Raw genomic sequence first — 13,053 nt, 5'->3', positions numbered from 1 at the left:
TTTTCGACTCGAAATGCGACTTGACAAACCGGGGAACGTGAATTTGTCGAAAAATCTTTTCTTCTTTCATTTTAACGCACAACGTGCAAGAAAAAAAGACGAAATCAAAAACTGCCGGAGGAATCCGGCAGTCAGCTTGCTTTTTCTTTTTTATAAATATCGATTCCCGCTTCAGACAGCATCCATTCAATATGCACGCCGTATCCGCTCGTCGGATCATTGACGAAAACGTGAGTTACGGCGCCAATGATCTTTCCGTTTTGGATGATCGGGCTTCCGCTCATCCCTTGAACGATGCCTCCTGTTTTGCTCAACAGCCTCGGGTCGGTAATTTTCAGCACCATCCCTTTTGTAGCCGGAAACTTCTGAGGTGTCGTACTGACGACCTGAATATCGAATTTCTCGACTTTGTCGTTTTCGATAACCGTTAAAATTTGGGCCGGGCCTTCTTTTACTTCATCTGAAAATGCAATCGGAATGGCTTTGTCAGCGATGCGGTTTTTGATTGACTCGTGAAGCGTCCCGAAGATCCCGAATGGGCTGTTTCTGTTGATATCACCGATCACTTTTCGTTCTGATGCGAAACGGGCCAGTTTCTCTCCGGGATTTCCGCCTGTTCCTTTTTCAATCGAAGTGACGGTCGATTTCACGATTTGCCCTTTTTCAACAACGATCGGTTTTTTCGTATCCATGTCTGAAATGACGTGACCAAGCGCTCCGTATTTTTTCGATTTCGGCTCGAAAAAAGTCATTGTGCCGATTCCTGCGGCAGAGTCCCTGATATATAAGCCGATTCTGTATTTATCTTCAGCCTGGTCTTTTTTCGGAATGAGCTTCGTTTTGATTTCTTGTTTATCTCTTTTAATCGACAGATGTAAGGTTTCTCCTGTTTTCCCGGCCTTTTGAATAAAAGGGGTAATGTCATTCATTTTTTCGATTTTCGTGCCGTTGATTTCGGTGATAATGTCGCCTACCGCGATTCCGGCTGCTTCACCGGGCGATTTTTTGCCTTCAGAGGTATTGATTTGATGAAAACCTACGACCAATACGCCAACGGAGTGAAGCTTTACACCAATAGACTGCCCGCCGGGGACCACTTTCAAATCAGGCAGGACATTTACTTTCGTTTTTTTAACTGGGAATCCGGCAAAATCATAGACGAGTTCTGCCTTTCCATTCTTTTCACCTTTTATTTCCACTTCACTTTGATTTTCTTTCAGTGTGAATGCTTCCGATGATCCATCTTTCGAAGCACTGACGGATAAGCTCGTTTCAACCGCACGGGTACCCGTCTCAAAAATGTTCAAGTTTTTTGGGATTACAATGTATTCTTTCACCGGTTTGTAAAACCCTACACTTATTAAAGAAACAAGGAGAATCATACCCACAACTTTTCTGATTTTTTCAACATCCACCTTTTCACTCTCCTCGCACCTAACCCACACCATATAAAATTTCTTTCGCTACATTCATTACTTTTGCCTTTCGGACAGCGAATTATAACTGCGGACGGAAGAAAATCATTGGATAAAATGATAAGAATGAGTTTGTATAAGAAAATGCCGACAAAAAAAAATAAGCTGTTCAGGATGAACAGCTTCAAATTGTTAACAAAATCCCAAAACTGCTCTTAGTTTTGGGATTTTGTCATCCTTTCAGCGTGATTGAAAACCTTTGCAGTCTAGGAAGGCCGAGCATCGGAGCGGAGCGAATGTTGGAATTCGTGAGCACCGACGCGCAGGCCTGACAACGAATGCGAGGGTTTGTCGACACGCTGAAGCTGTTCAGGATGAACAGCTTATCCGGTAGTTTTAACAAGCTTAGCTTGGTTCAAAAGTTCTTTCGCATGGCGCTTCGTCAGATCCGTTACTTCGACTCCGGCGATCATCCGGCCGATTTCCGCTATTTTTTCCTGTTTTGTCAACGGCGTGACGCTTGTCGTCGTTCTCCCGTCTTTCGACTGTTTCGTAATCAAAAGATGGGTGTCAGCCATCGCGGCCACCTGCGGCAAGTGGGTAATGCATAAAACTTGAGAGCCGATCGAGACGCGGTGTATTTTTTCGGCGATCGCCTGCGCGACTCTGCCGCTTACACCCGTATCCACTTCATCGAAAATGATCGATGTAACATCCTGCTGAGCAGAGAAAATGCTTTTCATGGCCAGCATGATTCTTGACAGCTCTCCTCCAGATGCAACCTTTGACAAAGATTTGAGCGGTTCTCCCGTGTTTGTTGAGATTAGGAAATGGACGGTATCAATGCCGTGCTTTGTGAGCTGAACCGGCATACCGTTGACGACGGGTGCATCATCATCCCGTTCCGCTTTTTTCACCTGGAATTCCGTATCGAATGTCGATTTTTCCATATACAGATCTTTCAGTTCCTGCTGAATCTGTTTGGCCAGTTTTTTCGCCCATTTTTTTCTGATTTCGGACACATTGGCGGCTTCAATCGCCACATCCTTGCCGATTGATTCGAGGCGGGATTTTAATGCCTGCAAGTGGCTGTCCCGGTTTTCGATCCGGTCGATCTCTTCCTCTATCTTAGCCGAATAAGCTTGGATATCTTCGACAGTAGCGCCGTATTTGCGTTTCAGCTGTTTGATTTCGTTTAATCGCGATTCGATATAATCGAGGCGCTCGGGGTCGTATTCGAGTTCATCCAGCATATTTCTGATCTGAAAAGTTGAATCTTCGAGAATGTAGTATGCGTTGGCTACGGATTCAGATACTTTATTGAGCCCTTCATTGATGCCTGAGACGTTTTCAAGCTCGCTTGAAGCCATGCCGACCCAGTCAAGCCCAGCCTGCTCGTTGCGTAGCGCATTATAGGCATTTTGCAGAGCTTCGTATATTTTTTCGAAATTAGCGATTTGACGGCGCTCTTCCTGAAGAAGTTCGTCCTCTTTCGGCTCAAGGTTTGCAGATTCGATTTCATCAAGCTGAAACTGTATTAAATCGAGTCTGTGAGCCATTTCCTGTTCGCTTTCAGAAAGCTCTTTCACCTTTCTCATGACGTCCATGTAGCGGCTGTAAACTTCCTGATACGCTTTTAGAGCATGCTCGATTTCTTCTCCTGCAAACCTGTCCAGAAGCTGAAGATGGTGCTCATCCTCCATCAGCAGCTGATTGTCGTGCTGCCCGTGTATGTCAAGCAGCAGTCTGCCGACTTCCCGCAAAGCGGCAATGGTGACAAGTTTTCCATTGACGCGGCAGATGCTCTTGCCGTTTGCGTTAATATCTCTCCTCATGACGATCATGTCATCCGAGGCTTCAATCCCGAGTTCTGTGCACAAATCAAAAACCGGATGGCCGCTGTCAAGGAGGAAAAGCCCTTCCAATTCGGCTCTTTTTTCGCCATACCTGACATATTCGGACGAGCCGCGGCCTCCGACAAGCAAAGAGACGGCGTCGATGATGATCGATTTTCCGGCCCCGGTTTCACCGGTCAGAACCGTCAGCCCTTTTTCAAAAGAAACGGTTAATTCTTCGATAATGGCAAAGTTTTTGATCGATAATTCAGCTAACAAGCTTTCATGACACCTCTTTTCAGGCCTTCGTTTATAAAAGCTCCAATATTTTCTTCTGTACGATTTTGGTATCATCATGCGTCCGGCAGATGATCAAAATGGTATCATCTCCGCAGATCGTTCCCATGATTTCTTCCCAATCCAAATTGTCCATCAGCGCCCCGATCGCCTGCGCGTTGCCCGGCATTGTTTTTAAAACGATCAGATGGCTGGCTGAGTCGATTTTGACAAATGCGTCCATCAATGATCTTTTTAATTTGGAAAGGGGATTAAAGCGCTGATCAGCAGGCAGGCTGTATTTGTAGGAACCGTTGTTTGTCGGCACCTTGACCAAATGAAGCTCTTTAATGTCCCGCGAGACGGTGGCCTGCGTCACATTATAGCCGTCTTTCTTTAAAATATCGACAAGCTCATCCTGCGTTTCAATTTCATTAGCGGTGATAATCTCCCTGATTTTAATATGCCTTTGACCTTTGTTCATTTCACACCTCGTTTTATACACAAATTGTGTATGTTTATACATTTATGTTAAATGATTTTGTCGGAAAAGTACATGTTTGCAGTAAAAAAGGAATAATAGCCCACTATTATTCCTTTTTGCGTGCCGGCCACCCTCGCATTCGCCGTACGACTCTCAAGGGTTTTTAATCACGCGGATCCGTTTTTTTCGCTTTTAATGTCTTGTGAGCTTCTTCGACAATTTGATTGATCGTTTCTTCTGCTATCGGCGTGCCAGGTTGCTCTTCTCCGTCCCAATGCAAATGGAGAAGGAATTCGATGTTGCCGTCGCCGCCGGTAATCGGCGAAAACGAGACGTTTCTGCAGTCATATCCTTCCCGAGCCGCAAACCGGCTGATGTCATCAAGCACAGCTTGATGGACGAGGGGATCGCGGACGATCCCTTTTTTCCCAACGGATTCCCGCCCTGCTTCAAACTGCGGTTTTACGAGAGCGATGCAGTCGCTTCCCGGAACTAAAATGCTCTTAAGCACAGGCAGGATGATTTTCAGTGAGATAAAAGAGACATCGATCGTCGCGAACTCCGGCAGTCCTTCCGTAAAATCGGCAGGTGTGCAATACCGGAAATTCGTGCGTTCCATCACTACAACCCGCTCATCCTGTCTCAGCTTCCAGGCGAGCTGATTATACCCGACATCAACGGCATATGAGCGGAGAGCGCCGTTTTGCAGCGCGCAGTCTGTGAAGCCGCCGGTGGAAGAGCCGATGTCAATCATCAGCTTGCCTTGAACGGAAAGCTGAAACTCTTTTAATGCTTTTTCAAGTTTTAATCCGCCTCTTGAGACGTATTTTAACGGGTTTCCTTTAACGGTCAGCGGAATCGTGCGGTCGACCTTTTCGCCCGGCTTGTCCAGTCTGTTTTCATTCGTATAGACGATGCCGGCCATGATGGCTCTTTTCGCTTTTTCCCGCGTTTCCATTAACCCTCTTTCTACTAATAAAACGTCGAGCCGTTCTTTTTTTCCTGTCATGATCCAATTCCTTTATGAGTCTTTACGGGCGTCAATAGTCTTATTCGTCTGATGACGTCTTCTTTTGTCATTCCGATCTCTTCCAGAAGCTTGGCGACGCTGCCGTGTTCAATAAATTGATCAGGTATCCCCATTCTATCAATGATCGGGCTGTATGACTGATGTTCATGGGCATACTCAAGGATCGAGCTGCCGAATCCGCCTTGGAGCACAGCCTCTTCGATCGTTAAAATCGGAAGCCCTTCGTTCAGGATTTCCATCAGCATGTTTTCGTCAAGCGGCTTGATAAAACGGGCGTTAACCACTCTGACCGAACGTCCTTCTTTCTGCAGCTCCTCCGCGGCAGCAAGCGCCATCGGAATGGTGGTGCCGAATGTTAAAATGACCGCGTCTGTCCCGGGTCTCAGCACTTCCCACGTTCCGATCGGGATCGTTTTCAATTCTTTATCCATTTTGACGCCGAGTCCGTTTCCGCGCGGAAAGCGCATGGCAATCGGGCCGTCATCGTATTTGACAGCCGTGTTGACCATGTGCTGGCCTTCGTTTTCGTCTTTCGGCATCATGAGAACCAAATTCGGAATATGCCGTAAAAAAGCAATGTCAAACACGCCCTGGTGTGTTTCCCCATCAGCGCCGACTAGGCCCGCTCTGTCAATGCCGATAAATACATTTAGGTTTTGCCGGCAAATATCATGGACAACCTGGTCATAAGCGCGCTGAAGAAATGTCGAATAGATCGCCAGAAACGGCTTCATATTCTGAGTCGCGAGACCAGCCGCCATCGTTGCCGCATGCTGTTCCGCAATGCCGACATCAAACATGCGCTCCGGAAACTCGCTCGCAAACCCTTCAAGTTTTGAACCGACAGGCATGGCCGGAGTAATGGCCACAATCCGTTCATCCTCGCGGGCAAGCTTCCTGACCGTTTCGCTTACGAGCGCGCTCCATGATGGCGCAGCGGCTTTCGGCTTAACAAAATCACCGGTATCGATTTTATATGGGCCGGTTCCGTGCCATGTGCCAGTTTTATCGGTTTCCGCAGGCTTATAGCCTTTTCCTTTTTTCGTAATAACGTGGAGGAGTACCGGGCCTTTCGTCTTTTTCGCATACTGCAAGTTTTCAAACAGTTCATCATAGGAATGACCGTCTACAGGCCCTAAATACGTAAATCCGAGCTCTTCAAAGAACATCCCGGATACCAGCAGGTATTTAAGGCTGTCTTTGATCCGCTCGGCTGTAGCGGCAAGCTTGCCGCCAACAGCAGGAATCCGCTTGAACAAATACTCAAGCTCATCTTTGACCCATTGGTATTTTCCGGCTGTGCGCAGCCTTCCGAGCATGGAATGAATCGCTCCGACGTTTGGAGCGATGCTCATTTCGTTGTCATTCAAAATGACAATCATGTCTTTTTGCTCATGGCCGATATGGTTAAGCGCTTCAAGAGCCATGCCGCCGGTCAGTGCACCGTCTCCGATGATCGGGATGATATATTCGTTAGTCCCTTTCAAGTCTCTCGCAGCCGCCATCCCCATCGCACCGGAGAGAGAAGTCGAACTGTGGCCCGTTTCCCAGACATCATGTTCGCTTTCATTCCGCTTTGGAAAACCGCACAGTCCTTTATGCTGACGCAGCGTGGCGAAGTCCTTTCCGCGGCCGGTCAACAGTTTATGGACATACGATTGATGCCCCACATCCCACAAAAACTTATCTTTCGGGCTGTTAAATTCTTTATGCAATGCAATGGTAAGCTCGACAACACCGAGATTCGGACCAATGTGCCCTCCAGATTCAGAAAGCGTTTCAATTAAAAAGCGGCGAATTTCAGCGCTTAAATCTTCCAGTTCTTGATTTGAAAGGTTCTTCAAAAATGCAGGGTCCTTTATCGATAACAGATCCAATCGGATCAACTCACTTTCAGCATGATTTCTGCAAGTATGCGCCTTGCTTCATTTTAAGTTTCAGCTTGAATTATTATATGACGAATTCATCCCCATGCGCAAACTTGCATATGCGGACGCTTCGTTTGAAAAAACAGCCGCTAACACAACGTGATAACGGCGCGGCGTTTTAGAGTTCAACTTTTTATATTTTATCATAATAAGCCTTTGATGCTCAAATGGAAGCCCTGTATCAATGATCCCTTGCGGCAATCATATCGCAGAACTCGTACATAAGCTCTTTTTCAAGCGGAAGCTCTGAAATCAGCCGTTTTGCTTTTTCAATATGTTCATCAAGCTTTTGGCTGGCGCCCTCAAGCGAAAGGAGCGACGGATAGGTCGATTTTCCGTTTGTCTCGTCAGATCCGATCCGTTTGCCGATTTTATCCTCTGAGCCTTCAAGGTCGAGAATGTCATCTCTGATCTGGAAGCCGATGCCGATATGATGGCTGAATTCGCGGAGCTTTTCAATCTCTTTTTCAGATGCATCTGCTAGAATCGCCCCCGCGATGACGCTGAAGCTGAGGAGTTTAGCCGTTTTTCCTTCGTGAATCCGCTGCAGTTCATCAAGAGAGACAGACTTTGATTCCGCTTCCATATCTAAAATCTGACCGCCTACCATGCCTTCAGCCCCCGCCGCCGATATCAGCTCATTCACCAGTCTGATGCGTTTTTCAGCGGATACTTCAGAAGGCATATTGGAAGTGATCATTTTGAAGCTTTCAGTTAATAAGGCGTCTCCGGCGAGAATGGCCGTCGCTTCCCCGTAAATTTTATGGTTTGTCGGCTTTCCCCTTCGGAGGTCATCGTCATCCATACAAGGAAGATCGTCATGGATTAATGAATACGTATGGATCATTTCAACCGCGCACCCGACCGGAATTCCGGCTTCTTCGTCTTTTCCGTACGCATGAAGAAGCGCAAGAACCAAAATCGGTCTCAGCCGTTTCCCTCCGGCTTCCAATGAGTACAGCATGGATTCCTTGAGGATAGACGGCGCTCGCAGGTCTTTAATATACATCGGAAGGCGTTCTTCAATTAATGTTTTTCTCGATTTTAAAAATCCGTCAAGTTTACCGGTCACCTTTTTCCTCCTCCCGAACACTGAAAGGAGCTAATTCCCCATTTTCCCGCAAAATGTAGTCCATCTGCTTTTCGACATTTTGCAGTTTTTCGTGGCACATTTTCGAAAGAGCCATCCCTTTCTGGAAATAGTCGATCGCCTTTTCCAAAGGCACATCCCCTTCTTCAAGCTTTGATACGATCTGTTCCAGACCTTTCATCGCCTCTTCAAATGTCAGGTCTTCCCGGTTTGTTTTGTTTTCTTCAGCCATTTGTTTCGCCTCTCTTTTGCAGTACCTCACAGGTCAGCGTCCCATCATTTAATGTGACGCGGATCTCATCTTTTTCATGAACCTGTTCAATACTTTTAATCAATTCATTTTCCTTATATGTCAAACTGTACCCTCTTTCCATCACTTGGAGAGGGCTTAATGCATTCAGTTTACCAAGAACCGTTTGAAACTGCGAGTGAATCTGCTTCAGCTGCACATCCATATTCCGCTTCAGCCGGACTGTTTGCTCTTCATGCCTCTTTCTCGCTTGTTTAAGCTGCTCCTCGGGATGAAGCATCTCCAGCTTGTATGTCTGTTCGTTCAGTTTTTGTTCTTTGCGTTCAACGGTCATCGCCAGCTGTTTTTGGAAACGGTCGAATATCAGGTCGAATTCCTGTTCCTTTTGGGCATACAGCCGTTTCGGGTAGCGGAAGGCATAAGAGGACTGAAGGGTTTTCACCCGCTCCTGCCGCTTTCTTAAATCCTGCTGCATCGATTTTGCAATTCTCGCTTCGAGCGTTTTCAGACGCTCCAGCAAATCAAGCATATTAGGGACGGCCTGTTCGGCCGCTCCCGTCGGGGTCGCCGCCCGTAAATCCGCGACAAAATCGCTGATTGTAAAATCCGTTTCATGCCCGACGGCAGAAATGATCGGAATGCCGGAAGAAAAAATGGCCCTGGCGACAGCCTCTTCATTAAATGCCCACAGCTCTTCGATCGATCCTCCTCCGCGTCCGACGATTAATACATCGCATAACTCTCTGCGGTTAGCCTCTTTAATGCTGCTGACGATTGACTCGCCCGCGTTTACTCCTTGAACGAGCGTTGGAAAGACGATCACTTTTACAAGGGGGTATCTTCTTTTAATGGTGGTGATCACATCGCGTACAGCCGCTCCAGTTGGAGACGTGACAACACCGACGACTGATGGGAACGCGGGGATGGGTTTCTTATGTTTTTCATCAAACAAGCCTTCTTGCGATAGCTTTTTCTTAAGTTCCTCATACGCGAGATGAAGCGCACCTATGCCGTCAGGCTGTATTTCTTTTGCATAGAGCTGATAGTTGCCGCTCGGTTCATATACCGAAATGCCGCCTCTCACCAATACTTTCATCCCGTTTTCAGGGGTAAAGGCGAGATTTCTGTTTTGTCTGGCGAACATGACGGATTGAATGCGGGCGTTATCATCTTTCAGTGTAAAATAAATATGGCCTCTGCTATGTATTTTAACATTTGACAGCTCGCCCTTGATCCAAATATCTTCAAGATGGGGGTCCACGTCAAATTTGCGCTTAATATATTTTGTCAAAGCCGTGACCGTGACAAATGAAATTTCACTCATGGCACAGTCTCCTTTCTAAGAAGGCACAAGCACGTTCATCCGCCGGCGCGAGACCAGGCGGATGAACGGCTGTACATTAAAGTTAAATTGTACGCTTCGCTGATTTAACCGTGTTATGGGCCAGCATTGTAATCGTCATCGGACCGACACCGCCCGGTACGGGGGTAATATAGGAAGCCTTTTCCTTCGCTTCTTCAAAATCGACATCACCGACGAGCTTTCCGTTGTCAAGGCGGTTAACGCCGACATCAATGACAACGGCTCCCTCTTTCATTTGATCCGCTTTGATGAAATTCGCCTTTCCGACAGCGACAATCAGAATGTCAGCTTTTTTTGTGTGAGCCGTAATGTCGGCCGTTCTTGAATGGCAGTACGTAACGGTTGCGTTTTCGTTCAAGAGCAGCTGTCCTACCGGCTTTCCGACGATATTGCTTCGCCCGACGACAACAACCTCTTTTCCCGACAGATCAATCTCGGTTTTCTTTAAAAGCTCCACGATGCCCGCAGGCGTGCAAGGCAGAAATGTGTCTTCGCCAAGCAGCAGCTTTCCTACGTTTAATGGATGAAAACCGTCAACATCTTTGTCAGGGGATATTCTTTCAATCACCGCTTGTTCGGAAATATGATCCGGAAGAGGCAGCTGGACAAGAATTCCGTGAAAGTCGTTATTTTGGTTGTACTGGTCAATCACTTCAAGAAGCTCTTGTTCAGAGAAGCTTGCATCGAAATGATCCAGCTGAAAACGAATCCCCATGGCTTCAGCTGCTTTTTTCTTTCCCCGTACATATGAAAGAGACGCCGGATCATCACCAATTAAAATAACGGCCAGTCCCGGGGTCACTCCTTGTTTTTTCAGCTCTTCAACTTCCTTGGCCAGCTGCCCGCGCTTTTCCTTTGCTGTTTCTTTCCCGTCGATGATGGTTGCTGTCATTTGCTCTCCTCCTAGATTATTCAAGATCGGATTTAATGTTAGAAAGAACACCGTTTACAAACTTCGCCGACTTGTCATCTCCAAATTGCTTCGCCAGTTCAATCGCTTCATTCATAGAGACGTTGACAGGTATGTCTTCTAAAAAGATCATTTCGTAGGCGGACAAACGCAAAATCGCGCGGTCGACATTCGCCAGCCTGTCAAGCTTCCAATTGACGAGATGCCGTTTGATCATCTCATCGATTTTCTCTTTGTTCTCTAAGACCCCGTAAACAAGCTGCTCGAAAAAAGCGTCGCTTTCCTGCCCGTCCAAGGCGTGCTGCATCGCTTCATTCGGTTCTGTATCACTGACATCAATCTGGAATAGTGACTGCAAAGCCTTTTCTCTTGCTGTTCTTCTTTTCATTCTTTCTTTTTCTCCTTTAACCCTCTTTGCCGCTTGCCGTTTAAGCCACAAAGAGATCATATCATATTTTTAGTCTTTCCGCATGCAAAAATCGCGGTTTTATCGTCAATAACCGAATAATAAGAAATAATCATTTATTATCATTCGTTTTTCGAACTTCTTTGCAAACTTTCCGGTTCCTCTTATTTTTGGTCGATAACAGCGGAAAGATGCTTTTAAACGTCATTTTTTAAAACGGAACATGAAAAAACCAAAGGGCCGTCATTCCCCTTGGTTCTTCCACTTCACCGCACTACATCTCTTGATCGACTTCCACCTCGTGCGTTTTTGAATCGAATTGAATGCCAACGATGTGAATATTGATTTCATTAATCGAAAGAGCTGTCATATTGAGAAGCGTCTGGCGGATATTATCCTGAACGGCATTTGCAACTTTAGGAATCGAAACGCCAAACATCATCACGCAATAAACATCAATGATAATTCCGTCATCTGACAAATCAACTTTGACGCCTTTGCCGTGATTCTTTTTTCCAAACCGTTCCACGACACCTGTCGCAAAATTGCCGCGCATTTCAGCTACGCCTTCAACTTCGGAAGCTGCGATTCCGGCAATGACTTCGATGACTTCCGGAGCGATTTCCACTTTTCCTAAATGATTGTCTTCATGGCTCATTTCCAATAAGCTGTTGTCGTCTTTCAATATGTTCACCTCCGTTAAAATTACGATCCCATTACATCATATATTTCTAAAAACTTCGTATTAAATTCTCCGCTTACGAATGTTTCGTGCTCGAGCAGTTTCAGATGGAACGGTATCGTCGTATGAACGCCTTCGATGACGAATTCGCTCAACGCTCTTTTCATTCTTGATACAGCTTCTTCCCTCGTCTTCCCGTATGTGATGACTTTTGCAATCATGCTGTCATAATAAGGAGGAATCGAGTATCCCGGATAAGCCGCAGAATCCACTCTGACGCCGAGCCCGCCCGGAGGCAGATACATCTCGATTTTTCCCGGAGAAGGCATGAAGTTTTTCTCAGGGTTTTCCGCATTAATCCGGCATTCGATTGCCCAGCCGTTAAAAGTGACTTCATCTTGGGTGAGGGCTAATTTTTCGCCTGACGCCACTCTGATCTGCTCTTTAATCAAATCAACGCCCGTCACCATCTCTGTTACCGGATGCTCAACCTGAATGCGCGTGTTCATTTCCATAAAGTAGAACTTCTGCTCGCGGTAATCGTAGATAAATTCAACTGTTCCCGCGCCCGTGTACTTAACGGCTTCAGCCGCTTTGACGGCCGCCTCCCCCATTTGCTCCCTGATTCCTTCATCAAGCGCAGGTGAAGGGGTTTCTTCAAGCAGCTTTTGGAGCCTTCTTTGGATTGAGCAGTCGCGTTCACCCAAGTGAATCGTATTTCCGTGTGTGTCCGCAAGCACTTGGATCTCGACGTGTCTGAAGTCTTCAATGTACTTTTCAATGTACACACCCGGGTTGCCGAAAGCGGTGGCCGCTTCCTGCTGAGTGATTTTAATGCCGTTGATCAGTTCTTCTTCCGTACGAGCGACCCTGATTCCTTTTCCGCCGCCACCGGCAGTTGCCTTTATAATGACAGGATACCCTATATCGCGCGCCAATGAAACCGCATCTTCAATATCTTCAATAATTCCTTTGGAACCCGGTACGATTGGAACGCCAGCCTGCTGCATCGTTTCCCTGGCAACATCCTTTGTCCCCATCTTAGAGATCGCGTCTGCTGTCGGGCCGACGAAGGTTACGTTTACCTCTTCGCAAAGCTCGGCAAAATCGGCGTTTTCCGCCAGGAAGCCGTAGCCCGGGTGAATCGCATCAGCGCCGGTCATTTTGGCGACGCTGACGATGTTCGTTATATTCAAGTAGCTGTCTTTTGAAAGCTTAGGTCCGATGCAAAATGCTTCATCAGCCATCTGAACATGGAGCGCCTCTCTGTCGGCCTCGGAAAAGACGGCCACCGTATCGATCCCCAGTTCTTTACACGCTCTGATAATTCTGACAGCAATTTCTCCCCTGTTCGCAATTAATAGCTTTTTGATCATCTTATTGC

The 13,053-nt window shown here is 46.7% G+C and carries 12 protein-coding genes; all 12 read right to left on the bottom strand.

Annotation, left to right across the window (positions count from 1 at the left end):
• Window positions 1-131: 131 nt before the first annotated feature.
• Window positions 132-1,448, bottom strand: coding sequence for a SpoIVB peptidase (spoIVB, locus tag ACVC9U_RS06360; RefSeq protein WP_043054395.1), 1,317 nt, complete (start codon window positions 1,446-1,448; stop codon window positions 132-134).
• Window positions 1,449-1,798: 350 nt separating this feature from the next.
• A complete protein-coding gene (recN, locus tag ACVC9U_RS06355) occupies window positions 1,799-3,529 on the bottom strand; it encodes a DNA repair protein RecN (RefSeq protein ID WP_020452128.1) in 1,731 nt (576 codons plus the stop codon).
• A 31-nt stretch (window positions 3,530-3,560) separates the two neighbouring features.
• Complete coding sequence (ahrC, locus tag ACVC9U_RS06350; protein WP_020452129.1) at window positions 3,561-4,010, bottom strand: transcriptional regulator AhrC/ArgR; 450 nt, start codon at window positions 4,008-4,010, stop codon at window positions 3,561-3,563.
• 163 nt (window positions 4,011-4,173) lie between these two features.
• Complete coding sequence (locus tag ACVC9U_RS06345; protein ID WP_020452130.1) at window positions 4,174-5,019, bottom strand: TlyA family RNA methyltransferase; 846 nt, start codon at window positions 5,017-5,019, stop codon at window positions 4,174-4,176.
• Window positions 5,016-6,917: a 1-deoxy-D-xylulose-5-phosphate synthase gene (dxs, locus tag ACVC9U_RS06340; RefSeq protein ID WP_265626367.1), complete on the bottom strand. Its 1,902-nt coding sequence runs from the start codon at window positions 6,915-6,917 to the stop codon at window positions 5,016-5,018. Before dxs ends, ACVC9U_RS06345 begins: the two co-directional genes overlap by 4 nt.
• Window positions 6,918-7,149: 232 nt before the next feature.
• On the bottom strand, window positions 7,150-8,040 hold the full coding sequence (locus tag ACVC9U_RS06335; RefSeq protein WP_441390307.1) for a polyprenyl synthetase family protein: 891 nt from the start codon (window positions 8,038-8,040) through the stop codon (window positions 7,150-7,152).
• Window positions 8,030-8,290 (bottom strand): exodeoxyribonuclease VII small subunit, encoded by a 261-nt coding sequence (locus ACVC9U_RS06330; RefSeq protein ID WP_075752411.1) that lies wholly within the window; start codon window positions 8,288-8,290, stop codon window positions 8,030-8,032. The genes ACVC9U_RS06335 and ACVC9U_RS06330 overlap by 11 nt, the downstream gene beginning before the upstream one ends.
• Window positions 8,283-9,632, bottom strand: coding sequence for an exodeoxyribonuclease VII large subunit (gene xseA / locus ACVC9U_RS06325; protein WP_075752409.1), 1,350 nt, complete (start codon window positions 9,630-9,632; stop codon window positions 8,283-8,285). Before xseA ends, ACVC9U_RS06330 begins: the two co-directional genes overlap by 8 nt.
• Before the next feature lie 82 nt (window positions 9,633-9,714).
• Window positions 9,715-10,563: a bifunctional methylenetetrahydrofolate dehydrogenase/methenyltetrahydrofolate cyclohydrolase FolD gene (folD, locus tag ACVC9U_RS06320; protein ID WP_441390304.1), complete on the bottom strand. Its 849-nt coding sequence runs from the start codon at window positions 10,561-10,563 to the stop codon at window positions 9,715-9,717.
• 16 nt (window positions 10,564-10,579) lie between these two features.
• The gene (gene nusB / locus ACVC9U_RS06315; RefSeq protein ID WP_020452136.1) at window positions 10,580-10,969 is read right to left on the bottom strand and encodes a transcription antitermination factor NusB; all 390 of its coding nucleotides are present in this window, start codon (window positions 10,967-10,969) and stop codon (window positions 10,580-10,582) included.
• Window positions 10,970-11,261: 292 nt separating this feature from the next.
• A complete protein-coding gene (locus tag ACVC9U_RS06310) occupies window positions 11,262-11,645 on the bottom strand; it encodes an Asp23/Gls24 family envelope stress response protein (RefSeq protein ID WP_031304734.1) in 384 nt (127 codons plus the stop codon).
• Window positions 11,646-11,692: 47 nt separating this feature from the next.
• On the bottom strand, window positions 11,693-13,045 hold the full coding sequence (gene accC, locus ACVC9U_RS06305) for an acetyl-CoA carboxylase biotin carboxylase subunit (protein WP_075752407.1): 1,353 nt from the start codon (window positions 13,043-13,045) through the stop codon (window positions 11,693-11,695).
• Window positions 13,046-13,053 lie beyond the last annotated feature (8 nt).

This window comes from Bacillus sp. GM2 (genome assembly GCF_056155945.1).
This window is presented reverse-complemented; position numbering and strand designations above follow the sequence as displayed.

Coding starts and splice junctions, on each gene's coding strand:
- nusB (WP_020452136.1), bottom strand. CDS start 10,969: ATGAAAAGAAGAACAGCAAGAGAAAAGGCTTTGCAGTCACTATTCCAG.
- ACVC9U_RS06310 (WP_031304734.1), bottom strand. CDS start 11,645: ATGAGCCATGAAGACAATCATTTAGGAAAAGTGGAAATCGCTCCGGAA.
- ACVC9U_RS06345 (WP_020452130.1), bottom strand. CDS start 5,019: ATGACAGGAAAAAAAGAACGGCTCGACGTTTTATTAGTAGAAAGAGGG.
- ahrC (WP_020452129.1), bottom strand. CDS start 4,010: ATGAACAAAGGTCAAAGGCATATTAAAATCAGGGAGATTATCACCGCT.
- spoIVB (WP_043054395.1), bottom strand. CDS start 1,448: ATGGTGTGGGTTAGGTGCGAGGAGAGTGAAAAGGTGGATGTTGAAAAA.
- accC (WP_075752407.1), bottom strand. CDS start 13,045: ATGATCAAAAAGCTATTAATTGCGAACAGGGGAGAAATTGCTGTCAGA.
- xseA (WP_075752409.1), bottom strand. CDS start 9,632: ATGAGTGAAATTTCATTTGTCACGGTCACGGCTTTGACAAAATATATT.
- folD (WP_441390304.1), bottom strand. CDS start 10,563: ATGACAGCAACCATCATCGACGGGAAAGAAACAGCAAAGGAAAAGCGC.
- ACVC9U_RS06330 (WP_075752411.1), bottom strand. CDS start 8,290: ATGGCTGAAGAAAACAAAACAAACCGGGAAGACCTGACATTTGAAGAG.